This is a genomic window from Brevibacillus massiliensis (assembly GCF_000311785.1).
Lineage (GTDB): Bacteria > Bacillota > Bacilli > Brevibacillales > Brevibacillaceae > Brevibacillus_C > Brevibacillus_C massiliensis.
Map to the genome: position 1 here is coordinate 37,552 of NZ_HE978540.1, position 25,387 is coordinate 62,938.

31 protein-coding genes are annotated in these 25,387 nt (G+C 52.8%); 17 read left to right on the forward strand and 14 right to left on the reverse strand.

The window, feature by feature from the left end:
* Nucleotides 1-102 precede the first annotated feature (102 nt).
* Nucleotides 103-615 carry an Hsp20/alpha crystallin family protein gene (locus tag HGBM_RS12720; protein WP_019121488.1) on the forward strand — a complete coding sequence of 171 codons (513 nt, stop codon included), beginning with the start codon at nucleotides 103-105 and terminating at the stop codon, nucleotides 613-615.
* On the opposite strand, the gene HGBM_RS12725 is transcribed toward HGBM_RS12720, so the two are convergent.
* Entirely contained in the window at nucleotides 579-800 is a 222-nt protein-coding gene (locus tag HGBM_RS12725) for a hypothetical protein (protein ID WP_019121489.1), read from the reverse strand. The two genes, HGBM_RS12720 and HGBM_RS12725, sit on opposite strands and share 37 nt — an antisense overlap.
* 179 nt (nucleotides 801-979) lie before the next feature.
* Here HGBM_RS12725 and HGBM_RS12730 point away from each other — a divergent pair, with 179 nt between their 5' ends.
* The 6 genes from HGBM_RS12730 to HGBM_RS12750 are packed head-to-tail and all read left to right on the forward strand — an operon-like array spanning nucleotide 980 to nucleotide 2,949.
* Complete coding sequence (locus tag HGBM_RS12730; RefSeq protein WP_019121490.1) at nucleotides 980-1,225, forward strand: spore germination protein; 246 nt, start codon at nucleotides 980-982, stop codon at nucleotides 1,223-1,225.
* 2 nt (nucleotides 1,226-1,227) lie between these two features.
* Nucleotides 1,228-1,434 carry a spore germination protein GerPB gene (locus HGBM_RS12735; protein WP_019121491.1) on the forward strand — a complete coding sequence of 69 codons (207 nt, stop codon included), beginning with the start codon at nucleotides 1,228-1,230 and terminating at the stop codon, nucleotides 1,432-1,434.
* A 48-nt stretch (nucleotides 1,435-1,482) separates the two neighbouring features.
* Nucleotides 1,483-2,106 carry a spore germination protein GerPC gene (gene gerPC, locus HGBM_RS12740; RefSeq protein ID WP_019121492.1) on the forward strand — a complete coding sequence of 208 codons (624 nt, stop codon included), beginning with the start codon at nucleotides 1,483-1,485 and terminating at the stop codon, nucleotides 2,104-2,106.
* A 2-nt stretch (nucleotides 2,107-2,108) separates the two neighbouring features.
* Complete coding sequence (locus tag HGBM_RS29585; RefSeq protein ID WP_081590172.1) at nucleotides 2,109-2,315, forward strand: hypothetical protein; 207 nt, start codon at nucleotides 2,109-2,111, stop codon at nucleotides 2,313-2,315.
* 22 nt (nucleotides 2,316-2,337) lie between these two features.
* Entirely contained in the window at nucleotides 2,338-2,712 is a 375-nt protein-coding gene (locus tag HGBM_RS12745; RefSeq protein WP_019121493.1) for a spore germination protein GerPE, read from the forward strand.
* Nucleotides 2,713-2,724: 12 nt separating this feature from the next.
* Nucleotides 2,725-2,949, forward strand: a complete 225-nt coding sequence (locus tag HGBM_RS12750) for a spore germination protein (protein WP_390620972.1) — start codon at nucleotides 2,725-2,727, stop codon at nucleotides 2,947-2,949.
* A gap of 83 nt (nucleotides 2,950-3,032) precedes the next feature.
* Here the strand turns inward: HGBM_RS12750 and HGBM_RS12755 are convergent, their stop codons facing one another.
* The 3 genes from HGBM_RS12755 to HGBM_RS12765 all read right to left on the reverse strand — a co-directional run bounded on the left by HGBM_RS12755 (nucleotide 3,033) and on the right by HGBM_RS12765 (nucleotide 5,478).
* The gene (locus tag HGBM_RS12755; RefSeq protein ID WP_019121495.1) at nucleotides 3,033-3,272 is read right to left on the reverse strand and encodes a glutaredoxin family protein; all 240 of its coding nucleotides are present in this window, start codon (nucleotides 3,270-3,272) and stop codon (nucleotides 3,033-3,035) included.
* A gap of 30 nt (nucleotides 3,273-3,302) precedes the next feature.
* Nucleotides 3,303-4,226, reverse strand: coding sequence for an FAD-dependent oxidoreductase (locus HGBM_RS12760; protein WP_019121496.1), 924 nt, complete (start codon nucleotides 4,224-4,226; stop codon nucleotides 3,303-3,305).
* Between the two features lie 805 nt (nucleotides 4,227-5,031).
* Complete coding sequence (locus tag HGBM_RS12765; protein WP_019121497.1) at nucleotides 5,032-5,478, reverse strand: aminoacyl-tRNA deacylase; 447 nt, start codon at nucleotides 5,476-5,478, stop codon at nucleotides 5,032-5,034.
* On the opposite strand from HGBM_RS12765, the gene HGBM_RS29590 reads away from it, so the two are divergent.
* Nucleotides 5,441-5,809 (forward strand): EamA family transporter, encoded by a 369-nt coding sequence (locus HGBM_RS29590; protein WP_081590173.1) that lies wholly within the window; start codon nucleotides 5,441-5,443, stop codon nucleotides 5,807-5,809. The genes HGBM_RS12765 and HGBM_RS29590 overlap by 38 nt on opposite strands.
* Nucleotides 5,810-5,819: 10 nt before the next feature.
* On the opposite strand, the gene HGBM_RS27390 is transcribed toward HGBM_RS29590, so the two are convergent.
* From HGBM_RS27390 to HGBM_RS12785, 3 genes are all read right to left on the reverse strand, one after another.
* Nucleotides 5,820-6,329, reverse strand: coding sequence for a phage holin family protein (locus HGBM_RS27390; protein ID WP_019121499.1), 510 nt, complete (start codon nucleotides 6,327-6,329; stop codon nucleotides 5,820-5,822).
* A 101-nt stretch (nucleotides 6,330-6,430) separates the two neighbouring features.
* Entirely contained in the window at nucleotides 6,431-7,801 is a 1,371-nt protein-coding gene (locus tag HGBM_RS12780; RefSeq protein ID WP_019121500.1) for an MDR family MFS transporter, read from the reverse strand.
* Between the two features lie 75 nt (nucleotides 7,802-7,876).
* Nucleotides 7,877-8,275 carry an acyl-CoA thioesterase gene (locus HGBM_RS12785; protein WP_019121501.1) on the reverse strand — a complete coding sequence of 133 codons (399 nt, stop codon included), beginning with the start codon at nucleotides 8,273-8,275 and terminating at the stop codon, nucleotides 7,877-7,879.
* A 150-nt stretch (nucleotides 8,276-8,425) separates the two neighbouring features.
* Between HGBM_RS12785 and HGBM_RS12790 the strand changes: the two genes are divergently transcribed.
* From HGBM_RS12790 to HGBM_RS12800, 3 genes are all read left to right on the forward strand, one after another.
* Nucleotides 8,426-8,884, forward strand: a complete 459-nt coding sequence (locus tag HGBM_RS12790) for a DinB family protein (RefSeq protein WP_019121502.1) — start codon at nucleotides 8,426-8,428, stop codon at nucleotides 8,882-8,884.
* A 157-nt stretch (nucleotides 8,885-9,041) separates the two neighbouring features.
* Nucleotides 9,042-9,962, forward strand: coding sequence for a DMT family transporter (locus tag HGBM_RS12795; protein ID WP_019121503.1), 921 nt, complete (start codon nucleotides 9,042-9,044; stop codon nucleotides 9,960-9,962).
* A gap of 203 nt (nucleotides 9,963-10,165) precedes the next feature.
* The gene (locus HGBM_RS12800; RefSeq protein WP_019121504.1) at nucleotides 10,166-11,209 is read left to right on the forward strand and encodes an acyltransferase family protein; all 1,044 of its coding nucleotides are present in this window, start codon (nucleotides 10,166-10,168) and stop codon (nucleotides 11,207-11,209) included.
* 62 nt (nucleotides 11,210-11,271) lie between these two features.
* Here the strand turns inward: HGBM_RS12800 and HGBM_RS12805 are convergent, their stop codons facing one another.
* Nucleotides 11,272-12,192 (reverse strand): proline dehydrogenase family protein, encoded by a 921-nt coding sequence (locus tag HGBM_RS12805; RefSeq protein WP_019121505.1) that lies wholly within the window; start codon nucleotides 12,190-12,192, stop codon nucleotides 11,272-11,274.
* Nucleotides 12,193-12,385: 193 nt separating this feature from the next.
* Here HGBM_RS12805 and HGBM_RS12810 point away from each other — a divergent pair, with 193 nt between their 5' ends.
* A complete protein-coding gene (locus tag HGBM_RS12810; protein WP_019121506.1) occupies nucleotides 12,386-14,089 on the forward strand; it encodes a sigma-54 interaction domain-containing protein in 1,704 nt (567 codons plus the stop codon).
* 104 nt (nucleotides 14,090-14,193) lie between these two features.
* Nucleotides 14,194-14,676: a cation:proton antiporter regulatory subunit gene (locus tag HGBM_RS12815; RefSeq protein ID WP_019121507.1), complete on the forward strand. Its 483-nt coding sequence runs from the start codon at nucleotides 14,194-14,196 to the stop codon at nucleotides 14,674-14,676.
* A gap of 72 nt (nucleotides 14,677-14,748) precedes the next feature.
* On the opposite strand, the gene HGBM_RS12820 is transcribed toward HGBM_RS12815, so the two are convergent.
* The 3 genes from HGBM_RS12820 to HGBM_RS12830 all read right to left on the reverse strand — a co-directional run bounded on the left by HGBM_RS12820 (nucleotide 14,749) and on the right by HGBM_RS12830 (nucleotide 17,078).
* Nucleotides 14,749-15,963 (reverse strand): cation:proton antiporter, encoded by a 1,215-nt coding sequence (locus HGBM_RS12820; RefSeq protein WP_019121508.1) that lies wholly within the window; start codon nucleotides 15,961-15,963, stop codon nucleotides 14,749-14,751.
* A 53-nt stretch (nucleotides 15,964-16,016) separates the two neighbouring features.
* Nucleotides 16,017-16,511, reverse strand: coding sequence for a cation:proton antiporter regulatory subunit (locus HGBM_RS12825; RefSeq protein ID WP_019121509.1), 495 nt, complete (start codon nucleotides 16,509-16,511; stop codon nucleotides 16,017-16,019).
* 159 nt (nucleotides 16,512-16,670) lie between these two features.
* Nucleotides 16,671-17,078, reverse strand: a complete 408-nt coding sequence (locus HGBM_RS12830; protein WP_147512879.1) for a hypothetical protein — start codon at nucleotides 17,076-17,078, stop codon at nucleotides 16,671-16,673.
* 240 nt (nucleotides 17,079-17,318) lie between these two features.
* Between HGBM_RS12830 and HGBM_RS30780 the strand changes: the two genes are divergently transcribed.
* Entirely contained in the window at nucleotides 17,319-17,492 is a 174-nt protein-coding gene (locus HGBM_RS30780) for a DUF5325 family protein (protein ID WP_019121511.1), read from the forward strand.
* Here the strand turns inward: HGBM_RS30780 and HGBM_RS12840 are convergent.
* Nucleotides 17,489-18,550, reverse strand: a complete 1,062-nt coding sequence (locus HGBM_RS12840; protein ID WP_026074389.1) for a tetraprenyl-beta-curcumene synthase family protein — start codon at nucleotides 18,548-18,550, stop codon at nucleotides 17,489-17,491. The genes HGBM_RS30780 and HGBM_RS12840 overlap by 4 nt on opposite strands.
* A 193-nt stretch (nucleotides 18,551-18,743) precedes the next feature.
* Here HGBM_RS12840 and HGBM_RS12850 point away from each other — a divergent pair, with 193 nt between their 5' ends.
* The 3 genes from HGBM_RS12850 to HGBM_RS12860 are packed head-to-tail and all read left to right on the forward strand — an operon-like array spanning nucleotide 18,744 to nucleotide 22,266.
* The gene (locus HGBM_RS12850; RefSeq protein WP_019121514.1) at nucleotides 18,744-19,778 is read left to right on the forward strand and encodes a TAXI family TRAP transporter solute-binding subunit; all 1,035 of its coding nucleotides are present in this window, start codon (nucleotides 18,744-18,746) and stop codon (nucleotides 19,776-19,778) included.
* 2 nt (nucleotides 19,779-19,780) lie between these two features.
* On the forward strand, nucleotides 19,781-20,314 hold the full coding sequence (locus HGBM_RS12855; protein WP_019121515.1) for a DUF1850 domain-containing protein: 534 nt from the start codon (nucleotides 19,781-19,783) through the stop codon (nucleotides 20,312-20,314).
* A 5-nt stretch (nucleotides 20,315-20,319) separates the two neighbouring features.
* Nucleotides 20,320-22,266, forward strand: coding sequence for a TRAP transporter permease (locus HGBM_RS12860; RefSeq protein WP_019121516.1), 1,947 nt, complete (start codon nucleotides 20,320-20,322; stop codon nucleotides 22,264-22,266).
* A gap of 271 nt (nucleotides 22,267-22,537) precedes the next feature.
* Here the strand turns inward: HGBM_RS12860 and HGBM_RS12865 are convergent, their stop codons facing one another.
* Both HGBM_RS12865 and HGBM_RS12870 read right to left on the reverse strand, forming a co-directional pair.
* Nucleotides 22,538-24,163, reverse strand: coding sequence for a peptide ABC transporter substrate-binding protein (locus HGBM_RS12865; protein WP_019121517.1), 1,626 nt, complete (start codon nucleotides 24,161-24,163; stop codon nucleotides 22,538-22,540).
* A gap of 136 nt (nucleotides 24,164-24,299) precedes the next feature.
* The gene (locus tag HGBM_RS12870) at nucleotides 24,300-25,214 is read right to left on the reverse strand and encodes a CvfB family protein (protein WP_019121518.1); all 915 of its coding nucleotides are present in this window, start codon (nucleotides 25,212-25,214) and stop codon (nucleotides 24,300-24,302) included.
* Between the last annotated feature and the right edge of the window lie 173 nt (nucleotides 25,215-25,387).

A 25,387-nucleotide genomic window follows, 5' to 3' on the forward strand; every position in this document is an offset into this window, starting at 1 on the left:
CGAGCAGCTCCGACGGGGTTTTCGGATCATTGACACGTTACCCAGACACTTTGACATATATTACAAACGGAATCATTATGCGCATCGAAAGGGAGCGGTTAGATGAATGATCTGAGTGAGACGATGAAGCATCTGCAGCGCATTACCGAATCGTTGAGCCAATTAAACAGCGCGGATCAATCGCCCTGGAAAACGGTCAGTCAGATGCAGTCGCTGTTTGATGAAAAATTTTGGCAGAATATAATGGGGCTGGCCAATTTCAGTGGCAATGCAAACCCGGCCGGGGCGGTGCAAGAGCAATTCAAGCACCTTGTCACCCCGAAAGCGGATGTGTTTCAAACAAATGAAAAAATCATCGTATGCTGCGAAATACCTGGCCTGGAGCTGCAAAGCTTGGATATCTCCATTTCCGACAGCCGCATTTTGACGATCAGAGGAAGAATCAAGAAACGGCGGCACCCGGGGTTATCGGTGGAACGGGAGCGGTCTTACGGAAGCTTTTCCCGGCAGATCCAACTCCCCAGTCCGGCATCCACCAAGGGGATGAAACGGCTGTACCAGGATGGGCTGCTGGAGCTTCATCTCTTCAAGCGGTCCGCAAATCCCGATTGGTGACCGGCTCGATTCGGCGGTACAAAGGGAATCGCCCGACTGAAGATGAGCGAGTCCGCCGGCGTGTCAAAAACGCTGGAGCAGGTGATCACCTCGGCATCCCCCAGCAAAACAAGGGAAGAGCGGATGACTTCGTCGATTTCGATGTTTTTGGCCGCCAGTTTCCGGTTGGTTACTTTCATGTTCATCAAAAACATGCCTCCTTTAAAGTCAGCTCTGACATTGTGCGTTGATATCCTATGCGGCGGCGCGGATAGGTGTCAGCCTGCAGGCAGCCAAACGTTCCAAACTTGCGAAACAGGGATGAACACCCAGAATTCCATTCACATACTATACAATCAAGGTTTCTGCAAAGGGTGCGGGTAAGATGCCAGCCATCGTTGGAACAGTAAACATAAACAGCTTGAGCGGAGTTTTTAACATCGGCGACGTCAATGCCATCACCCCCAGCACTGTCGTCAAAACGTTCGCCGGCGGAGGTTCTTTCAACTCGGGAACCAATTTGACCGTCAACAACTCCCCGAGCGTGATTAACGTATACGATACAGGGTCAGGCGACCAGGCCGTATTTATTCAGGAGCGAGACGGCTCCATCAGCAAGGAGCGGACATGACAATGAATTTTTACATCAATCAAAACATCTCCATCCACACATTGAAAATTGACAGCATCTCCAACTCATCTGTCTGTCAGATCGGAAGTGCAGGCATCATCAAGCCGCTCTCCCAGTTGTTCAACACGGGAGGATTTACCAAACCGGCTCCTCCTGTCATTCCGCCGCAAGCAATCCCTTACGTCCCCCTGGTGGAACCCACCCGCTAACCCGCGGGCCATCTGTATTTTCGCAAGCTTGAAAGTAGGTTGATCTGCATGTACACGGATCCTGACATGATGAATTACATTCATCAGCTTCATGCTTTTCTGCAGGCGCAGACCAGACAAATCGCCGAGATGAACAAGACGATGAAACAAATGGAGCAGGATATCAATCAGTTGAAGGGAAATTCGAACCCGCCTGTCATTCATAATGAGTATAAATTCGACCTGCTAAAGATCGAGAGGCTGGAAGGAACGCTGAACATCGGCTTGAATCCCAAAGGTGCGGAAAAGGGCGGCAAATCGTCCATCGAAGAGCTTTCCGTCGATCAATCCGTGGATGTTCCTTCGCCAACCGGACAGGAACCCAACCTGTTCGAAAGAATCCGGCAGCAAATTCAGGGTTACATGAACACCGAGGCACGCGAAGTGCTCCGGTACATGGAAGACAGGTACGCCTGCCCCTTGGACGACGCCTACCGCCAATTTATTTTGGACGACGTGGCAAGACAGCTTGACCAGCGGATTCATTACTACCTGAATCAAAACAAACCGCTGCCGACTGAACCGGATCAGCTGGCTCGGCTGGAAGAGCAGACCGTACAGTGTATCAAAGAGGACATCCGCAACACGCTGAAAGCATTCGTGAAAAATCTGCCAAAGAAAAGTGAGGCCTGATCATGAAGTATTCCGTCATCAACGGGGAGTTTTCCGTCAAAAACGTGCGAATCATCGATGTGACAGGCTCGACAATATTCGTAGGCGATACCAAAACGATTAGCCTGTCATCCATTTTGGAAACGCCTCCCGAGTCACTGATCGTAGGGGTAACCACCGGCCCTCCTGTGCCAGTGCCGCCGGTTACTCCTCCCGTTCCAATACGATGAGAAATGATGAAGGAGCTTATCCGTGAACAGCAGAATCTCATCTGTCCAGCATGTTGATATTCTCAACATCGACCCTAACGCCATTTTTGAGATTGGTGATTCCAATCGTATCACCGCCATTTCAAAGGGCATCTCCGTTCAGCGCGAACAGGCAATCTTTCTGGAAAGCGAGTTCCCCCTGAGCGACTACCCGATGTTTACCGAGAGGATCCCTCAACCATTTGTCGTCGAACCCCTTGAAGTGGAGACCATCAACGAATCTCCGTTACTGAATGTTGAGCATATCAAGATCAACAACATGACCGCATCCTCCGTCCTGCATCTGGGTTCAAGCAGGATGATTCATTCGGAAGCCCGTGTGAAAACGATTCGGCACCTCTTGCGAGAAAAAGAATAAGCACAAGGGGAGGTGTTCCTTTTGCCGTCCATTGTCGGAGCTGTCAATATTAACAGCAACTCGGGATCCGTCAACTTTGGGGATGCCTTGAATGTGACGCAAAAAAGCTTTACCAAATCATTCAACGGTTCTGGTGCGGGAAATATCGGGAACTTGATTAATGCGAATAGCGGAATTAGCTTTACCAATACGGCTGATACACACCTCAATGATCAGGTGCAGGCGGCGAATGCGTAAAGAGTGAAAAGAGCCAGCCCGAAAAGTCGAGTTGGCTCTTGCTTTTGTTCCGGTCGGCCGGTTTGTCCAAGGCGGAAGACGCCTTACACCTCCAGACTGGCCAACGCTTTTTTGATCCGGTTGGGGTTGAAGCCGAGAATTTGCTTTTCGCCGATCAGCGTCAGCGGCACGGACATGATGCCCAGCCGGCTCAATTCTTCGTGGTAGGCAGGGTTTTCGTCGATGTTGCGCTCTTCAAACGAGATGTTTTGCTCCGTCAGATACGTTTTCAACTGCTTGCAAAAATTGCAATTGGTGCTAGAATATACGATTGCTTGTGCCATGTGTATCAATCTCCTTTTTCAGCTGATTCCTTACTTGTACTGCGGAACGATTTTGGACCGCTTGTTGATGTACTTGTCGACGGCCATTGCCGCGATCGCTCCGTCGGCTGCCGCTACAACCGCCTGTTTGACAGGCGACCGGCGGACTTCCCCGGCTCCGAATACGCCCGGAACCGCCGACTGCATGAATTCGTCAAGGACCATGTAGCCTTCGTCATCCAACGGCACCTGATCCTCCAGGAAGCTGGTGCCCGGCTTGCTCCCGGACAGGAAGATAAATACCCCGTCGACAGGCAGCATTTCTTCTTCCCCTGTCGCCTTGCGGATCTTGACCCCTTCGACGCTTTTCTCCCCGACGATCTCCACAGGACGGGTGCGGTAGTAAAAGTGCGTGTTGGGAAGCTCCGGCACCGACTCGACTCCCTGCAGCTCGGCCCGCGGCACGATGAAGAAAATCTCCCGGGCAAACTTGGTCAGGGTCGCGGCCTCTTCCAACGCTTCTTCCGATTCGCCGATGACGGCAACCACCTTGTCCTGGTAAAAGGCGCCGTCACACGTCGCACAGGTGCTGATGCCCCGACCGAGCAAACGCTCCTCGCCCGGCAGCATCCGGTTCCGCCCTTTTGAACCGGTCGCGACGATCACGGCCTTGGCCTCAAACGTGCCGTCCGCCGTGTAGATGCTCTTCACTTCATCTTCCACATCAACGGCGGTAATCGTCGTCTGTATAAACTCGGCGCCAAAGCTCTTCGCCTGGTTTCGCATTTTCTCCAGCAGTTCTTTTCCGCTCAATTCGCCTTCCACTCCGGGATAGTTGGCGATCTTGTGCGTCAGTGCCAGCGCTCCTGTGCCCGGCGCCTTGTCGATGACCAAGGTTTTCAAATTCCCGCGAGCCGTGTAGATCGCGGCTGTCGCCCCGGCCGGCCCGCCGCCAATCACAATCACATCGTACACGCCCACCCCTCACTTTCAAAATCAATATTAGATAATAATGATTATTAACTTGGATATATTTAATTTAACGCGAGATATAGGCGAAAGTCAATACTTTTTGATAATAATTCTAATTACGGTAGTTTTCCCGCCCTGGGATGCAAATTCCCGAAAATGAAGAAAACGCCCGCTTTTGAGGTTTCGGGCGCTGGTTCATGTACAATGACTATCCGTCAACACTGACTTGTTTTCGATACAAAGGTATTCCCTTGGGAGAGTTGCAGCTAAAGCCGGTAATACAAACGATACAGATAATGTTTCGGGTATACCAGCTGGAACTTATAAGGTTGAAGTGTATGGATATACAGCATCGACAGGTTATGTTGCTATCTACGAACATTAAAAATTTAAAAAGGCATCCGACAGATCCGGATGTCTTTTCTATTGTCAACATAGTTGAAGTGCATTGGAAATTTGATCATTAACACTTATTCGAATGCACGCCTTTGGCAATGCAAGGAAATGGAAGGGTTTTACTCTTTTGATCCTCCAAATCAGCAATCCTATGATGATACTTGATTCAATTACTCTATCTCTCGCCGACCTATACGATCGGTTAAAATAAGAGTAATGATGAAGTACAGAACGACACCATTTCAGCTCATTTTCTCTGTTGATCAGCACCTTGCCGCTGGGATGGTCCAACACCTGGACATCCGTTGCATACATAGACACAAATTGGACCTTCTAAAACCAGCCTCCTCGAAGCGCTCTGCATCAAAAAAGCCGACGTACATCTAACAGCAGGCTGCCTGTCCCTAACGGTTCAATGTATCGTAGCGACGACGCGGTTTACTTCAAACAACCTAGCCGGATCCAGCTTCAACGTGCAGGTAGCCTGTCCGCTCCCGCCGTAGATGGCGGAATAGCCCAGCAGCCGCTTGTCGATCACACACGGCAGGTTGTGGCCGACAAGCGGAACGCTGCCAACGGAACACCCCGTCAGTTTCTTCACCTCTTCTTTGCTCGCCAGTTGTACGTCCTGACAGCCAAGAACGGCAGCCACCTCTGCAAAATCGATCCCTCCCTGCCTGGCCGACACGATCAGCGCGAAAAAGCCACGCTCCGTCTTGATGATCAACGTAGGCGCTGTCTGTCCCAGTTCACACCCGAAAAACTCCGCCCCTTCCTTCGCCGTGCGGATCGGTTTTTCATGTTTTATTAATTGGTAAGAAATGTTATTCTTTTCTAGAATACTCTTCATATCGATCATAGAAATCCTCCCAGACTATTTTCGCCCCAAAAAACAAAGGAGACTTGAACGATGTACATGGCGTATTTGCAGCTTGCTTGATCGTCTACTATGCGGTTCCGCCAGTGTGCTTTCCTTTACGCTGTGGTATCTGGGGGTCAAAAAAGTTCCTGCAGCCATCGCGGGTTTATTTACGGGGGTTATGCCGATCAGCGCTGCCATCAGTTCTGCCCTTTTTTTAAACGAGGCATTCACCTGGCTGCATGCGCTGGGAATGGTGCTGGTGCTGTGTGCAATCGCGGCAGGGACGAGAAAAGAGAAAAAGCTGCTGACAATCGGGGGGAACGGCTGAACTGCCCTTGCTAATCCTTGGGCGAATAAATCAATTCCTTTAACGACTGCGCCCTTTGCTTGTCAACCTGGCTGATCAGTCCTTCGAATTCATAGATCATTGTGCCGTTATCCGATATCTTGATAAATGCGATCTTCATCTTGACGAAGGCGTCCAATATCCGCTGGGCTTCACTGAAGGAAACGCTCGTGTGCATGGCCAGCTCCGCTGCGGTCAAGCTGCCGCCAAGCTGCTGTGCCAGCTGCAGGATCCGGTTCTCCAGTTCATCTGCCTTTCGACGTTTCGTCCGTTTGCGGGCAGTGATGCACAGCCAGATGCCCAAAACCAGCGGCAGGATCGCCAGCACAAGGAGCGAGACCAATTCCCCGAACTGGGTAAAGTCCGAATCACTGGCAAGCGCTCCGATCAGCAGGAGCAGCCCGAACAGGCAAAGGACGATGCCAATGACCAACATAGTCCATTCTTTCGCCGCTTCACGGACGGAATGTTGACTTTCAGTTTGTTTGGGATTAGTGTTCATGACGCCTTTCCTTTCGCAACCAATGTAATTCCATCTTAGAATTATTGCACTATTGTGTCAAACTTTCCCCAAAAGAAAAAAGAGCCACCCTGGATGGCTCCTTACCCTTGATTTGGCTGGACTTCTTCTGCTTGGGACGGCAGGAAAAACGAGAGCACCAGGCCCACTGCTGTCGTCAGCATCATCCACTTGAAAATCCCCATCAATCCCTCTGCCTGGCTGGCCGGCAGATACAGGTTAAGCCAGGCGCCCAGCAGCGCTACGCCAACTGTTTGCCCCATCGTCCGGACGAACTGCAGCGAACCGGTGGCGATCCCGCGCTGCTGCCAGCCCACGCTGCTTTGTACGGCAATCGTCAGTGCCGTTGACACAAAGCCGAACCCGGCCCCGAGGAAAGTCTGCAGAATGGGAATAATCCAGAACGGGCTTTGCGGAGTCAACATGACCAGGCCGAGAGCGGCCACAATCAACAGGGTCATGCCGATCACGGTAACCCGCCGGTACCCGGTCTTCAGCAGCATTCTCCCGCTAAGCGAAGCGGCTATCGGCCAGCCGATCGACGTCGGCAGCATCGCAAAACCGGCAAACATCGCCGAATGCCCCAGTACGTTTTGAATCCAGATCGGCATGTACGCGGAGGAACCGATCAAGACGACCGCCTGTAAAAAAGAGACCACTTGGGCGAAGGCGATCATTCGGTTTTTAAACAGCGGCAGCGGCAGCATCGGCTCCCGCACCTTTGCCTCCAGCCCGAGGAACAGGACAAACAGCAGGATGCTGAAGGCGAGCAGCAGATAGCTTCCCCCGCTCATGCTGACATTCCCTTCTCCGCTGGCCAGCAGCGTGTACAGAAAGAGTCCGATGGAGAGGGAAAATAAAATAGCTCCCCCGTAGTCGATATACACCTTTTTTTTGGCAATCTGCTCGTGGAAAAACCTCGAGACGAGCAGAATCGAGACCAGGCCGACAGGCAGGTTGATGTAAAAAATCCAGTGCCAGGAGACAAAATCGACGAAAAATCCGCCGACCAGCGGACCGACCAGGCCCGCTACGCCCCAGATGACGGAGAAAAGCCCCATCAACTTGGCCCGCTCCTCTTTGGTAAAAATGTCCCCGATAATCGTCAGCGTGATCGGCTGGACGGCTCCGGCCCCCAGACCCTGCAAGCCCCGGAACACCAGCAGTTGTGTCATCGACCCGGACAGCCCGCACAGTACCGAACCGAGCAAAAAAAGGCTTGTCCCGAACAGGAAGACCGGTTTGCGGCCAAACAAATCGGCCAACTTGCCGTAGATCGGCGTCGTCACCGCCGTCGTCAGCAGATAGATGGAAAAAACCCAAGAGATAAGTTCGCTCCCCCCGAGATCACGCACGATCGTCGAGGTGGCTGTACTCATTACCGTGGTGTCAATTGCCGTCAGAAAAGTAGCTACCAAGAGGGCAATTAACGTGTTGCGCTTCGAACTGTTCATTCCGGTGTAACCCCTTTATCCCTTTTGATTATTCCATCATCCACCAACTTTATTCAACTTGTCAATCAAAAATGTTTAATTAGTCGCAAAGATGCGGGCGATCTCCTCCGGCATGTCTGCCGCTTTTCTCGCCTTGGCATCGATCATGACCATCGTGGCGTCGGCATCGCAGACGATACGGCCCGCTTCATCGAAAAGCTCGTGGCGCAGGATGAAACTCTTGTTGCCGCGGGAGAGCGGCCTGGTCACGACGCGGATCACTTCACCCAGTCGGACTTCCTTGCGAAAATTTACGTTGATGTTTACCATCACCGGCAATATTCCCCTGGTTTGAACCTCTTCCAGGGGCAGTCCCGCCACGCGGAGCCAATCTACTCTTCCCCATTCCATGTACTCGAGGTATTTGGCGTTGTTCAAATGGCCGATCATGTCTACCTCCGTGGAGCGAACGACTGTCATTATCGCGTTTTCCATTGATTTAACCCCTTTCTCCTGATTAGGATTCACGAAATCTGTTGATCCATTCGCCAAATTCGTGCCTTTTTTCCTTTTCCCCGTTATAATCAATATAGCATCTTTTCAGACAATTCTATTCCATCATCAACTGTTGAAGGAGGATTCTTCATGTCGTTTGCACCGCTGCAGCCGTTGTGGCTAAAAGCCCGTGAGCGCTATCTTGCAACCCTGTCTGACATGCAGCCGGAACAACTGTCGTGGAAGGTCGCGCCAGGGTCTAATTCACTCGGATTTCTCGTTCGCCATATCGCCGAGGTAGAGTACCGCTTCGCTTCCATGTTCTTCGCCCGCCCGGTGCCGGAATCGGTGACCTTGGCGACGATCGGCCCGGTCAAGGACGAAGGCGTCTACACCGACTGGCCGCAGCTTCAGTTATTTATGGAGCAGTCCTTTGCCCATTTGCTGGATGCCATGCAGTCGCTGCCGGATGAGAGCTGGGATGTGCCTGTCGAAGCTCCGATCGGCGTCCTGACTCCCCGCGAGGCGCTGGGTCGCCTTACCTACCACATGGGGTATCACGCCGGTCAAATCGGGCTGATCAGAAAATACGGCGGAGAAATGAGATAGGAGGTGTGAACACATGTACAAGACATTGTTCGAGTGTGATGTACCCGGCCCATTCCTCTCCTAGCCGGACGGGAATGAAGGCGGATTGCTCACTGAATTCCCCCGGCTCACAAGAATAGCTTCTTATTTACATGAGAACCGGGAGGATGTATCTGTGATGAATGAAAAGTGGAAAAAACAACTCTGGGGAAGCATTTGCCTGTCGCTGGCAGCGGCGATCTGGGGAGGCGTCTACGTCGTCAGCAAAGTGGTGCTGGACGTCATCCCGCCTTTTACTCTCTTGGAAATACGCTTTGCCATTGCCCTTGTCATCCTCGGCGGCATCGTCGCCATCCAAAAGCGTTACGTGGCGCGGGAAGACCTGCCGGCCATGATGGCGATCGGATTTGTCGGCGTCACGATCTCCATCGGCGCCCAGTTCCTTGGCACGAAGCTGTCCACGGCCCATATGGGCGCGTTGATTACCTCAGCTTCGCCGGCCTTTATCGCGCTGTTCGCGGTTTGGATCCTGCGCGAAAGGCTGTCATTCTACCAGATAGCCGGGATTGTGCTGGCTACCATAGGCGTGCTGGTGGTGGTGGGAGTCCCCGACAGCAGCGATACCGGTGCCTCGCTTTCGGGAAACCTGATTCTGCTTGCCGCTGCAGTCAGCTGGGGGTTGTACACGGTGATGAGCAAGCGGTTTACCGCTGTCTACTCGTCGCTGGTCGTGACTGCTTATGCCGCGCTGTTTGGCCTGGTGTTCAGCAGCCCACTGATGGTCTGGGAACTCGCCGTCACACCGGTAAACTGGTCGCTTGGCTGGCAGACCTTGCTCGGCATCCTGTACATCGGCGCCATCTCGACGGCAGTCGCTTTCTACCTGTGGAACAAGGGCTTTGAGCTGATGAGCGCGGGAAGCGCTGCCGGGTTCTTCTTCGTCCAGCCGGTCGTCGGCACGCTGTTCGGCTGGCTTTTGCTGGGCGAACATCTCAGCCTCGGATTCTTTCTCGGAGCTTGTTTCATCCTGCTTGGCGTGGCGCTGTCCAACGTCAGCAAAAAGGGCGCATCCAGCGAAGTGCCCGAAGGGACCATGTAACGGCACGTGAAAACGCCCGAAGAAGCGCTGTTTCCGCTCTCCGGGCGTTTTTCCTATGTCTGTGCTCCCTCTGCCGAGTCAGGAAGGCGATCACTTTGTGCATTTTACATTATTTTACATTGTATTTGTCCGGCTAAACGGTATAATACAACATAATGCGTCCCAGACGTCCAAGACTGGAAATCTATTTCGGGGGGCTCGGAATGTACACGGACAAGCGATTGTTTTCCTCGCTGTTTCTCTTGCAGCTTTTCTCGTCATTTCTTGTTCTGGCCGGCCATTACACCGCCGATGTCAGCGGATATATCCAATGGTCCTTTTGGGAAGATGCGCTAAATCAAATCAGTCGTTACGGCACGGTACTCTTGACCATGATTACCGGATTTTTTACTGCCCACAGTTTAACGGGGAAAAAGGCCAGCGGGAAGAAGTATTTCTCCGGGAAATTCACCTATGTGTACCTCCCGTTTCTGTTCAGCAGCATTCTGTACTTTTTCGTCATGCAAAAGGGAGTGCCTGCTACTCTGGAAGACGTAAAAAATATTTTCTTCGGCAATACCGCAGGACACCTCTACTTTATATTTATGATCTGCCAGTATTACGTATTTGCCTTCGCATTCCGCCGGTTTATCACCAAGAATAACATTTTTCTCGTCTGTCTGCTGTTTTTTGTCCTGCAGTATCTGTTTATCAATGTCGTCGCCCACGGCTGGATGGGGCTTGGCATTCGCCATTTCCTGCCGACCTGGATCTTTACGTTGTACCTGGGTCACCTGTTGTACTGGTATCGGCAGAATATTTTCCTCTACATGGAAAAACATCGTCTGGTTCTCTTTACGTTAGCGGGATTGGCGCTGCTTGGCGCGATTTACTTTGTGCTGTCGCCGAAGCTTTACACGGCGAATCACCTGGTATTCGTCATCGCATCGTTTCTATTACTCTTGTCCGGAGCAGCCATACTGAACCGTGTGGTGGATTACATTCACCCCCCGTTCAAAAAGGGGCTAACTTTTCACATCTATCTGCTCCATCCGCTGTTTATCATCATCGGTGACAAGGTCGTCCAATCCTTCTATCGTCTGGAGACTGTCTTTTTCCACAGATCGCTTTCGGTTCTGTACATGTTCGCTATTTACATCGCGACTTACGTCGTTTCGCTGCTCTGCGTCAAGGCAATGGAAAAGGCGCTGGGTGCCCTTAGGGCCGGCAGAGAGCAAAGGCGCTTGCTCAAGCAGACTTCGCCATAAGAAAAAGCTTCGAATCGAAAAGAGACAGGCTGTCGATTCGCATACAGCCTGTCTCTCGTCTTCTATTTGCTGACCATTCCCTTGAGCACGAACGCGACGTTGGCGGGACGCTCCGCCAACCGGCGCATGAAGTAGCCGTACCAGTCGTTGCCGTAGGGCACGTAGACGCGCATGCGGTATCCTTCCCTGGCCAGTTCTACCTGTGACTGCGTCCGGATCCCGTACAGCATCTGAAACTCAAAGCGATCCCGGGGAATGTTGTGCTCCTCCACCAACCGCTTGACGAAATGGATGATCTGGTCGTCGTGCGTAGCCACAGCAGCGTAATTGCCGTTCAAGATATGCTGCCTGATGATCTTCTTGTAGTTTTCATCGACATCTGCCTTCTCGGGGTAGGCTACCTCCTCGGGCTCTTTGTAAGCCCCCTTGACCAGCCGCAGATTGACATGTTTGTCTTTTAATTTCTCGATGTCGTCTGCGGATTTGTACAGATACGCCTGGATCACCGTGCCTACGTTGTCGTAATCCTGCAGCAATTCATCCAATATCTGCAGGGTTACTTCGTTGTGGGCGTAATCTTCCATGTCAATCCGCACAAATATATTCCCATTTTTCTTCGCCGCATCCAGTATCCGGCGCATGTTGTGGAGGCACAAGTCGCGGCTGATATCCAGTCCCAGCTGGGTCAGCTTGAGCGAAAGATTGCAGTTTACTGCCGATGCGCTGATCGCTTCCAGCGTCATGATGCAGTAATCGGCTGATTCGTTTGCCTCTTCTTCGCGAAAGACAAATTCCCCCAGATGGTCCAGCGTGCAAAGCAAGCCTTTTTCATTCAGCTCCCGGACTTTCTGAATCGCTTCGGAAATCGTCTCCCCGGCGACAAATCGGGTGGCCCCAAAGCGCAGCCCCCACTTCTTAGCGGCTGCGTTCAACGACTTGTTTTTCGACAGGAACAGAAAAAAGTTTCTCATTGCTTGTTCCACCGCTTTATCCCCCTCTTGTTGGTCATTCCTTCTCTACGTGTTTATAGCAAGTACCATGCCAACAGCAGAATAAAGAGAAAACAGACAAACTTTCGTCACTTTATGTTCATATTTTAACACTTATGTACAAGAAATGTCTAATGTTATACACTTGTGATGAAACAAACCTTCTTCATGTAGAGGATGTGATCTTTTGAAGCCGCTCTTTTCACCGAATCGGCCCTTGAGCCTGTTTCTGAGGCCCTTTCCTCCCGATGCTGTTATTTTACGCGGCGATCCGCTTTGGCGTGTCAGCTTCCACCATACAGAGGCGCTCACTGCTCTGCCGATCGATTCCCAGCTTGTCCTGCGCGAGGCTTGCCGGCTTCTGATGAGCGACCTGGAAAACTGCCGGGCTGAACTTCCCGCCTGCCTCATCGGAACCGATGCCGATGAAACCCCCGTGGGATGGCTGCCGCTCAGCGAGCTGCTGATGCTGCTGACGGAGGCCCTGGACAACCAGACGGTCCTGTTGGAAACGCTGCTGGATACGATGAGCGAAGCGACCACGATTGTCGACAAGACCAATACCGTACTCTACTGGAATTCGGCTGCCGAACACATCTATGAAATCTCCGGCGACAACGTGATCGGCACGCCGCTTGACCGCCACTTCGCCAGTGAGTCCATCCGCCTCAAGGATGCCCTTAGCGGTGGGATGGCCGTAAAGCGGCTGTACCACATTCCCCGGCCGGATCGGCACGTGTTGATCAACTCTTCGCCGATTCGCAGGGACGGGGAGATTATCGGAGCGCTCTCCATTGAACAGGATATTACCGAGCTCGTCCGGCTGCACGAACAATTGGCCCACACCACGGCCCATCTGCACACGCTGCAACAGGAAATGAACCGCTACCAGGCAACCGACGACCCGTTTTATTCGATCAAAGGGCATTCTATCGCTATCCAGCAGGCGATTCAGACGGCAAAAAAGGTCGCCCAGACAGATGCCACCGTACTTTTGTACGGGGAAAGCGGCGTGGGCAAAGAACTGTTTGCCCGGGCGATTCACCAAGCCAGCCGCCGCAGCGACAAGCCGTTCATCGCCGTCAACTGCGGGGCGATTCCAGGGGCCTTGTTCGAGAGCGAGCTGTTCGGCTACCAAGGCGGAGCCTTTACGGGTGCTGAAAAGAAGGGGAAACCGGGGAAAATGGAGCTGGCGCACGGCGGTACACTGCTGCTGGACGAAATCGGCGAGCTGCCGCTGGAGCTGCAGGTGAAATTGCTCCGGGCGCTGCAGGAGCGGCAGTTTTATCGCGTGGGCGGGACGGAGCCGATCACTGTCAACACGCGCATCATCGCTGCCACCAACCGCCAGCTGGAACAGATGGTGGCGGAAGGCCGGTTTCGCGAGGACCTCTACTATCGCCTTAACGTGTTCTCCCTGGAGATTCCCGCCCTGCGCGACCGGAAAGAAGATCTGCCGGAGCTGGTGCAGATCTTTTTGCAAGAGTACTCCTCCGCTCACAACCAACCGGTGCCGCGGATTGCGCCGGAAGTCATGCAGGCGCTGCTCGATTACGGCTGGCCGGGAAATATCCGCGAATTGCGCAACATGATCGAGCGCCTGATCATCCTGCAGGAAGACGGCATCGTGCAGCCGGAGCACCTTCCCGCTTCCTTCCGCAGCCAGAGTGTGCGGCAGCCTGTCAGCGGCTATCCCGCAGCTGTCCAATCGATGCCGCTCACAGCCCGGAGTGCCGCATTCGTCCCCGAAGACGAGGAACGAAACCGCATTCTGGCCGCACTTACCAAGACCTACGGCAACAAAAAAGCCGCCGCCCAGCTGCTCGGCATCTCCCGCGGCACGCTTTACAACAAACTGCGGAAATACGGCATCGTGGAAGAGCAAAGCTAAAACGGCTCAGCCGTGCTCCCGGCACCATCTGGCTTGTATGTATGCACTTGTGTATAATGGAAGGAATATTTGGTTCATTTCGGCTGGCAAAGGAGGTTTGCGCTTTGAACATTTGGGAATCCGATTTACCAGGGATCGGCCGCAAATTCCAAATGGAAACCCGCAACGGGGATAAGCTGGTCGTCGTCATTCACGACAACGGCCGGCGCGAGATCTATCATCTCGATCAAACCAACCCTGACGAATGCGTTTCCACCATCACTCTCGACGATGAGGAGGCGATGAAAATCGCCGGAATCATCGGAGGGATGAACTACAAGCCCAAAGCTCTGGAAAATAGCGAGATCACCCTGAACGATTTGGTGATCGAATGGCATAAAGTCGAACCGCAGGCCGCGTGTGTCGGAAAAACGATCGGACAGTTAGCCGTTCGGCAAAAAACCGGGGCGACGATCATTGCGGTCATCGAGCCCGGACATTCTAAGAAGATAAATCCCGGCCCCGACCAAATTCTTGCCGGCGGTTCCACTCTCATCGTGGTCGGAGAAAGGCAGCATGTCAAAGCGTTCAAGCAGCTCTTGTCCTGAGGCGGTTGAAGCATGCAAGCTGGCAGCAGGCGACGGTCGATGCTCTGTCGCCTGCTGCCAGCTTCTCTTCTCTCACATCTTTCCTTGTTGCCTCTGGCCCTGCCCTTTGGCTGCCAGCTTTTGGACGAAGTTGTAGATGGTTTTCGATTCCTTCGTCAGCAGCGGGCCGAAAACGGCCAGGATCAGCACGTACAAAACGGCGAACGATTGAACCGTCGTCAGCAGCCCTCCCGCCTTGCCGATATTGGCCATGATGATGGAAAATTCCCCCCGCGAAACCAGGGTAAAGCCGATGTTGACCGAGGCCCGATTGGAGATGCCGGAGATCCGCCCCGCGAGCATCCCGGCGACGAGGTTGCCGATGATTGTCAAGAGCACAGCGATCAACGCCATCCACACGGCCCCGCCAAGGGACAGCGGGTCGATCGTCAGGCCAAAGCTGAAGAAAAACAGGGCGCCGAAGAAATCCCTAAACGGCAAGACCAGGTGTTCAATCCGCTTAACGTGCTTCGATTCGGCCAAGACCAGGCCGATCAACAGCGCGCCGATCGCTTCTGCCACGTGCAGGGTCTCCGAAAAACCGGCAACCAAAAAGAGGGACGTTACGACCAGCAGCAAAAACAATTCTGATGACTGAATGTTGAACAGCTTGTCGAGATACTTGATGATTTTTCTGCCGATGACCAGGAACAGCAGAATGAAGATGAGGGCCGACAGCGAAGTGAACAGCACGCCCATAAATGAAGTGGCCCCGCTTAACACCAACCCGGACAAGATGGACATGTGCACCGCGATAAACAAGTCGTCAAACATAATCATGCCCATGATGATCTCCGTCTCCGGATTGGCCGTTCGCTTCAGGTCCACCAGCACCTTGGCGACGATCGCTGTGGAAGAACTCGTCATAATCCCGCAGACGACCAGCGTTTCCTTCAGCGGCAATCCCATCATCCAGCCGAGCAAAAGTCCCGCGACGAAGTTGAGCGCCACGTAAAACAAGCCGCCGAAGAGGATCGACTTGCCCGATTTGATCAGCCGCCCTACCGAGAACTCCAGCCCCAGGTAAAACAAGAGAAACAGAACGCCGATCCGGCCCATGAAGTCAATAAACACGGAGCTTTCAATGAAGCGCAGGTCGATGATTCCAAAATGCGGAGCATGCGGCCCGACCGCCATGCCGACCAATATATAAAACGGAATCACGGAAAAACGAAGTTTGGTGGAAATCAAGCCGACAAGGGTAATTAACCCGAGGGCAAGCCCTATTTCGAAAATAAGAGTATCCATCATATCCCCCCTGTTTCCTGATGAATTCAGATAGTGCAAACAGCCGGGAGAGCCTAATCAAGCCCCTTTAGCAGGTATTCCTTTAACATTTTCAGGTGCCGCCTTTCCCCGGCGACAATCAGGGTTGAATGGGCCGCAAACACGTAATCAGGCCCAGGGTTGATCTGTTTTTTGTGGTCTTTTTCCACCACGGCAATGATCGTAGCCCCTGTTTTTTCCCGGACTTTCATTTCCCCGATTTTCTTCCCGATACACATGGCGTGAGGTTCAATCTTGTACCACTCAATGACTAAATCTTCCAGTGTAACTTCAATCGTATCCATCGCTTTTGGTTTGTAAGTCATGCCGCCAAGGATCCCGGCAACCAGCCTGGCTTCATCGTCGTCCAGGGTCACCATGGACAAGCTTTCGTCTGGATCCTTGCTGTCAAAATGATAGATCTCCCTGCGCCCGTCATCGTGAATGATAATGACCAGCTTTTCTCCGCTGCGGGCCTCGAATTGAAATTTCCGGCCAATTCCCGGCAGATCAGACTCTCGAATCGTCATAGCGATTACCTCCAATATGATATTTTGGATAAAAATTACATACGCTGCAGCTATTTATCCAAGTTCTCAACCCGGATTACAGAGGATTAATCCCACATGACAATTATCCAGGCTGTCAACAAATAGATGGCTCGGTTAAGGTAAAAGGGCGTATTGAATTTACACGAGGAAGGTGGTTGTGCACTTGATGGGCATGAGAAATAAACGTTTTAACGCAAGAGAGATAAAAGAAAACTGTCTGTGAATGGAATTTATGGAGGATATTGCCAAAAACAGCGGGAATAAAGCGATAAACGCCAAAACTTTTAGCAGCCAATGCCATTTGAGGGACATTTTTTGCCTGATGGCAGCTGCCTTATTGGTGGTTAGAGGCGAGAAATACTCTGCGGAGCTGCCTTGGGAGGATTGACTGTCCGCGGAAAACAAAGAGGCAGGTGCAAAGGAAAACAGAAGCAGCACGACACAAGCACATGTTTTCAGAAATCGGCAAATGTAGCGGGAAAACAGCATACGTGCACCTCCTTTGAAGCAATTGCATTTTGCTTGCTGTCCGTTTGTCGCAAGCAAACTTTCCTCCTGTCCGCAAGCTTGTGAAAATTTACGATTATATCTTTTATTAAATCATGTCGGCATTTTCAAGTCAAATCACCGATCACACCGTTCAGGAAAGACACAGAGTCCGTTCCCTGCGGAAGGCCGGAATGCTGTATAATAAGAAAAGCTTCCATTTGAACCTGAGGGGAAGCTTTTATCCGGATTAAAAGGCTTTTATAGAAGCTTTTCATAGCAAACAGGAGGTCGTACGAAATGAATCGCTATCAAGCAGTTACCTTGGCACTGGCTGTCGGGGTTGCTTTCAGCCTTGTCGGAATAGGCATCGCTATCGGGGAACAAAGTGTGATCGGGATCTTTGCCTGCCTGATCGCGGCAACCGCGCTCATGGGCGGCGGCTTTATGTACAAGCGCAAGCACAACCGCTAACGCCGGACGAACAAACTGTTCACGTAAAAGAAAAGGGAGGTCAGACCGTTCGCCTGCCGCAGCAGCTGTTTGGCAATGGCGTAAATCTGCGGTTGGCTGGGGTTGACTTTGCGGTCGACGAGGTAGAAAGCGACCAATCCGTCTATAATCATGCGGTGAAAGGCGGCATCGGGCAGTTTTTCAGCGCTCCGTTTGGCCTGTTCGATGAAGTACCTCAGTCGGGTTAGCGCTTCTTCGTCCGACTGGTAGTAGCTGACAAAATTGAGGTCCCCGCCCTGCCTGTCCTCCTCCAGGTCGATCAGGTAGTCAAGCAGGATGTGGAGTCCGCATATCCACGGGAAGTAAGCCGAATTAAGCGCTTCGATTTCCGCCTGCTCCACATGCTCTTTTGTCGCCAGGACAAGCAGGGCGAATATGCCAATCGTGGAGCCGGTCACAGCTGAGAATTCCTGCCAGTAGATGTGCGGATGGTCGGCGCGGTACCTTTCCCACCAGGAGAGAAGTTCGGCTTCCCTCTGCTCGCGGGCGATGTGTTTGTATACCTGCAAATCGCTGTACAAAAGCGAGAGCTCCAGTACGCGCGACTGTACGATCGGATACGAAGGAAGCTTTTTTACCTGCTGTTGGCAAGCTTTGACCAGGTCATTCAGATACCCGCCATCGTCCTTCTCTGTCCGGTAGCGGTAGTAATCCCGAAGCGGCGCATCGGGCGTCAAGGCGTCCTGCATGGACAGGTGGAGCTGACGAAAGTCCTGCGGATCCAGGGATGTGCTGCGATCGCATAAATTGTCCAGATAATCGCTGATCGTCTGGTAAGCGACAATCAGCGGCACCAGCGTATCCACGTAGGGGATCGCTTGGGTGGCGTAGACCGTCCCCCCCTGACAGTGAAATTTTTTGCTCTCCATACTGGCTAAAGCTTGTTTCCTCAACTCGCGGTCAGGAATTTTCCCAGCTCGCCGATACCAAGCTGCAAATGTGTCATCAAGCTGTGGTTTGACGTAGCGATATACGCGATAAATCAATTGCCATGGGTATCGAATTGGTTTCCCGTCCACGCTTTGTTCCTCCTTTTTCACCAATAGCTACATCTTATCATATAAATGCCCCTTGTCTCTCCTCTCTTCTCGTTTTTACCCATTCCGTCACTTTTCGTAGTATTCTGTAGGTTCGCATTAGACAGACTTAAAATAAGAGGGTAAATGGTCACAATTGTGTCCAAATATCTTATATAAAAAGGGGGCTTTCTCATTGAAAAAAGCAAAAGTTTTACTCTCCTCGGTCCTATTGTCGAGCATGCTTTTGCTGGCAGCTTGCGGCGGCGGTGGCGGCAGCACCGGAGGCAGCACTCCTGCGGGCGGTGACAGCAGCAACAGCAGTCAAACCGGCGGCGGTGAAAGCAGCAGCGCCAGTTCGGCCCAGGATCTGATTATTGCTACAGGCGGCACCTCCGGAACTTACTATCCGCTTGGCGGCGGAATGGCCGAACAGATCAAAGAAAAAGCTGGAATCCCGACGACAGCGCAAGTAACCGGAGCATCAGCTGAAAACATGCGCCTCATTCGCGACAAATCCGTTGACATCGCTTTCACGCAGAGTGATATTGCCGATTACGCGAGCAAGGGCGAAAAAATGTTTGAGCAGGACGGGAAGCTCGACTTCAAAGCGCTTGGATCCCTGTACGATGAAACCATCCAAATCGTCGTCTCGCCTGACAGCGGCATCAACAGCGTAGCCGACCTGAAAGGCAAACGCGTCTCTGTCGGGGCGCCGGGAAGCGGTACGGAAGCCAACGCGGAACAAATCCTCGAAGTATACGGACTGAAGTTTGACGATATGACCGTACAGCGCCTCTCCTTCGGTGACTCGGCAAAAGCCATTCAGGACGGCCAGCTGGACGCCGCATTCCAGACAGCGGGCACGCCTACGGCAGCCATTACCGAATTGGCCGCGACCAAAGGGGTAAAGATCATCTCCATTGAGCCGGACAAAGTTGACGCGTTGATCGCCAAGTATCCTTACTATGTAAAAACGATAATCCCGGGAAATACCTATCAAACGGTAAAAGACGATGTCTCCACCGTTTCCGTTCGCGCGATGCTGGTCGTCCGCAGCGACCTGTCCGAAGACGATGTCTATAAAGTTACCAAAGCGATTTTCGAAAACACCGACAAACTGAATCACGTCAAATCGAAAGAGATCAGGGTAGAAAGCGCACTGTCCGGCGTAAACCTGGAAGTACATCCGGGCGCAAAGAAATACTTTGAAGAAAAAGGCGTTAAGTAAACATGCCTGGTTTGGCTCAAGCAAAAAAGAGCAAAGGGCGGATTCAACTCCGCCTTTTCTCCTTCCTTGCAGTGCTCCTCGCTGTCACCATCACCTTACTATTGTTTCCTTTCAGAACAGAATTGGTCATACGAGACACAAAAACCAACCGTTTACTGTGGCAAACTCCCGTAAAGGAAGGCTCGACATTCGGGATTCGCTGGACCCACTCGATACATCGAACTCCCGTCGAAGAATTTTACCGCATTCACCATACGGATATCGTCCTGTATCGCATGTCGTTTGAAGACTACGGGATCGGCATGAACAGTGAACTGGCACCCGGCGAACAGCTGATTGAACAAGACGGGAAATTCTTTGTCGAACACATGAATCATTCCTTCTCCGCTCTTCCCATCTTCATCGGGCAGGTGCGAGCCAACCACACCTTGTTATTTGAGGGGCACGAGATACCGTTTCGCACACTGGACAAACCCGGCTCGTCCGTCACTGTCAAGGTTGAGAATCATTCACTTTTAGCTCAGATGGGAGGTTAATCACCATGAGTAATCCGACACCCCAGACTCAACAAGAAATAGATGAGCTGGTAGCTCAATACGATAAAGAGTCTTCCTATCGTGAACACTCCGGCGTCCTGAAGTGGGTTGTCTTTGCAGGACTGGTCCTATTCTCTCTTTATCAATTGGCGAGTTCGACAATCCTTCTGCTTCCGCCGCAAATTCACCGTCCGATCCACCTTGCGTTTGGACTGGGACTTATCTATCTGCTTTACCCCGGCCGGGCAAAGAACAGGAAAAAGAAGTTGGGCATCCTCAACATCATCCTCTGCCTGGTAGCCGTTTTCGTCTCTTTATACTGGGTATACGATTACGAGGGACTGGTCACGCGGACAGGGAATTACAACACGCTGGACCTGTTCGTCGGAGGAGCGGCGATTCTTTTGGTCCTCGAGGCGGCCAGACGCGTTGTCGGCCTGCCGATCGCCATCATCGCAACGCTCTTTTTGCTCTACTCCCGCTTTGGCGGTTACATCCCCGGCTTCCTGCATCACCGCGGGGTTGATGAAGCGCGGATTATCGGACACAGCTTCTTCACGCTGGAAGGGATCTTCGGGACTCCCCTTCAGGTCTCTTCCACCTTTATCTTTCTGTATGTGCTGTTCGGAGCGTTTTTGGAGCGGACGGGGATCGGCGAATACTTCAACGATTTGGCGCTGGTCGTAGCCGGACGCCGCATCGGGGGCCCGGCCAAGGTGGCGGTATTCTCCAGCGCCCTTCAGGGAACGATTAGCGGCAGTTCGGTCGCCAACGTCGTTACCTCCGGTGCTTTCACGATTCCAATGATGAAGCGGCTTGGTTACCGGCCGGAGTTTGCCGGTGCGGTAGAAGCATCCTCCTCCACCGGGGGGCAAATCATGCCGCCGATCATGGGGGCTGCCGCGTTCTTGATGGCGGAATTTCTCGGCGTGCCTTACTGGGATATCGTCAAGGCAGCTATACTGCCTGCCCTCTTGTACTTCACCGGGATCTGGATCATGGTGCACTTTGAGGCAAAGCGCCTGGGCCTGCGCGGCGTTAGCAAGGAAGAAATCCCGAATAAGAAAGAGATCCTGAAAAAGCTGTACATGCTGGCCCCTATTTTCGTCATCATCGGGGTATTGATGTCCGGCCGCTCGGCGGAATTCAGCGCCATCTGCGGGATTGTCTCCTCGATCGTCGTCGGGGCCTTCCGCAAAGAGACGCGGATGTCGTTCAAGGACATTCTGGAGGCATTGGCGGCTGGTGCCCGCACGGCATTGGGAGTCGTCGCAGCTACAGCCTGCGCGGGGATCATCGTCGGTACGGTCACTTTGACCGGTATCGGCTTGAAGCTGGCCAACGGCCTTATCGGGATGTCCGGCGGCATCTTGCTCCTGACCCTGTTCTTCACGATGATCGCTTCTCTGATCCTGGGCATGGGCACGCCGACCACCGCCAACTACATCATCACCTCGACGATTGCCGCTCCGGCGATCATCCAGTTGGGTGTTCCGGCCTTGTCGGCTCATATGTTTACGTTCTACTTCGGAATTGTCGCCGACATTACGCCTCCGGTCGCGCTTGCCGCCTTTGCCGCCTCCGGTCTGGCCAAGTCAAAGCCGATCAAGACCGGGGTGGAGTCGACACGCCTGGCGATAGCGGCTTTCCTGGCGCCGTATATCTTTGTTCTGTCGCCGCAGCTGCTCTTGATCGACACGACATTCATGGAGTCGCTATGGGTCATGTTTACTTCCGTCCTGGGAATGATCGGCGTCGGTGCCGGTTTGATCGGCTTCTGGATGTCCAGGTTAAATCCGGCTGAGCGGATCGCCTCGATCGCCGCAGGTTTGTGCGCGATCGTACCCGGCGTGTGGAGCGACGCCATCGGGATCGTGATTCTGGCAGCGGTCTTCTTCCTGTCGTATCGCCGGGCCAAATCGGCGCCCCAGCAGTTGCAAGTGAACGGGTAGATTAAAACCGCGGGGAAGCACCCCGCGGTTTTTTGCTTTGAAGAACAATGTCCATCACCCGCTCGACGCGCTCTTCCTGCCGGCCGATCTGACGATGGGTGCCACGAAAAAAATAAAGCGGGAATGGTGCCAATTCGCATTGGGGGATAGATTCTTACACGGTAGGTTGTTTTCATGTTAGCGCAGGCCGGGATGCGGTTTCCATCAGGCATCAGGGATGTGGCACGCAAAAAGAACCCGGCATCGCACCGGGCTCAGGTTGATTCAGTTTTTATTCAAGCGATGCCCACTTGAAGTCGATATGGTTGAACGGGTCGGTCACGACGCCTTTCAGATTCGGATTGGCCACATAAGAACTGGTGTAGAAGTAGATCGGCACCACCGGCATTTCATCCATCAGGATTTGTTCAGCCTCTTTCATCAGCGCTTTGCGCTTCTCGATATCCACTTCCTTCAGCGCCTGATCCAGCAGTTCTTTGTACTTCGGATTTTCCCAGCGGGTATCGTTGTTTCCGCCGTTTTTCTCCTTGAACGCATCGAGGAAGGTCATCGGGTCGTTAAAGTCGGCGTTCCAGCCCATCCGGCCGATTTGATAGTTTCCTTGATGCAGCGAGTCGATGTATACTTTCCACTCCTGGTTTTCCAGTTTCACATCGACGCCGAGGTTTTTCTTCCACTGGTCCTGCACGGCTTGGGCAATTTGCTGATGCCCCTGGTTGGTGTTGTAGGACAGGGTGATCGGCGGCAGCTTGTCAATGCCCAACTCCTGCATGCCTTCCGCCAACAGCTTCTTCGCAGTCTCGACATCGTTGTCTTTGAAGTAGCCCTGCGGGTTGAGCGACATCGACGTCGGTACGGCCCCAAGTGCCGGTTTTTGATCAGCCTGCAAGAGGTTGTCGATGATCGCTTGACGGTTGATCGCGTAGGCGAACGCCTTGCGGATCTTCGCGTTGTTGAACGGCGGTTTTTCCGTGTTGAACTTGTACCAGTACACGCTGGATACCGGGTAGATATGCAGTCTGCCTGCGTCTTTCAATGCCGGAATGGCATCGGTCGGCAGCGAGTTCAGCGGGGCGCCAGCCCAGTCCAGTTCACCGTTGTCAAACATGTTGAGGACCGTGTCATCGGCGTCAATCATGCTCATTTGGATCTTGTCCAATTTGACGACGTCTTTGTCCCAGTAATTGTCGTTTTTGGACAGCGTGATTTTGCTTTTATGTTCCCAAGTGTCCATCTTGAACGGGCCGTTGGACACGATCGTGTCAGCTTCATTCGCCCACTTCGGATTTGCCTCTACCACTTTTTGGTCTACCGGCAGATAGGTGGTAAATGCTGTCAGCTCCAGGAAGAAGGGTGTGGGGTTTTCCAAAGTGACGACCAGCGTTTTGTCATCCTTGGCTTTGACCCCGACATCGTCGGCTTTGGCCTGTCCCTTGTTGAAAGCTTCGCCATTTTTCAGATAATAGAGTTGGTATGCGTAATTGGAAGCTGTTTTCGGGTCAAGTGCCCGCTTCCAGGCGAATTCAAAGTCTTTCGCCGTAACCGGGTCGCCGTTGCTCCACTTGGTGTCGCGCAGATGGAAGGTGTACGTGAGTCCGTCAGTCGATACGTCTACCCCCTCCGCTACGGATGGCTGCGGTTTGCCGTCTTGGTCCAGGCGGTACAATCCGTCGAAGATCGCCTTGATGACCGTGTTGGACGTAGAGTCCTCCGCCAAGCCTGGATCAATGGTGGGAGGTTCGGAAGGAATGTTGATGCGCAAATCTTTTCCACCGGTGCTGCCCGCTTGAGCCGAACTTTGTGCAGCGGAATCGCCTGCCGGAGCCGATCCGCATCCAGCTAGTGCAGCACCGAGAATCATAATAGAACTGGCTAACACTAACACGTTTTTCTTCAAGATAGTTCCCCCTTGATGTCGATCTTTTTTTTAAGCTTACTCCAGATCAAAATCATATGAAATAAAAACGATAATAGTTTAACCACAATTTATTTTTGGTTCTATCTGATTAAATTCCCTAAATAAAAATAAAAGCTCACTCGGTGGTTTCCTCTTGCAGGCTCTTGTGCAGTACCTCCCGCTTGAGGTGAGTCCACCCCGGCTCCCGCTCTATCATTCGCTCTTTCAACAGCTTGCCCAGCGCCCGCTTGAAAGCAGCTTTGCTGATCCCGAATTTTTCCTTGATAATCTCGGCAGGGGTATCATCTGTATACGGCATGGCGCCGCCGCGACTCGTCATATAACGCAGCAGCAGTGCGGCATCTTCGCTGTACCGCTGTTCCTTTCGCGCGCGCATCGAACCGTTGAGCCGACCATCCTCCCTCACGTAGCTGACCCGGCAGTTCACATCCTCGCCCAAGCGCAGCGGACTGGTCATCTCCTCGCGGTGAATGAACAGGATGTGCTCCCCTTCGGTAAAGACAAACGCGCCGCTGCCAATCACTTTGTACACCGTGCCATCCAACCACTTGTTCATCAGATCGGAAGCTGCCGGGACCGCGATCCTGCCGATCTCCTCCTCACCGGCCAGCTTTGCCGCAAGTCTCCCCCGTTTGTCCAGCTGCAGGGTGACGAGCAGTTTGTCACCGACACGCGGCCACTCTTCGCGCCGCTTCGGCAAATCGTCCCTAAACAGCAAAAGGTCTTTGGCGATGCCGTTATGTAAATACACGCCCATCCGCGGATTGACGTCAACTACCTCCAGCCAGCCGTACTCCCCCAGGCCTACAAAAGGCATTTTCATCGTGGCCGCAAGCCGATTCTGGTGATCGTGGTAGAGAAAGACTTCCACGCGTTCTCCTTGGGTCAGCTGTCTGGTCGCTTCATTGTGATGCAGGAGAACCTCTGTCTGTCGGTCTGACAGAAAATAGCCAAACGCCGCCGTTCGCACAACCTCCATGGTTGCCACCGTTCCGGCCTGCAGCCGATTTTCGGGAGATGTTCGCTTCACAGTACCACTTCCTCGCCATTCATTAATGTAGAATTTACCTGTAACCTCCTGATTATACACAAACGGCTGACGCCATCCTACCGTAAAAACAGCGGCCGTGAAGAAATCAGGCATGTCCGGCCTGCGGCTGTCATAGAGATGAAACAGAGTGCCCTGTCCGTCCAGCCGCAAAA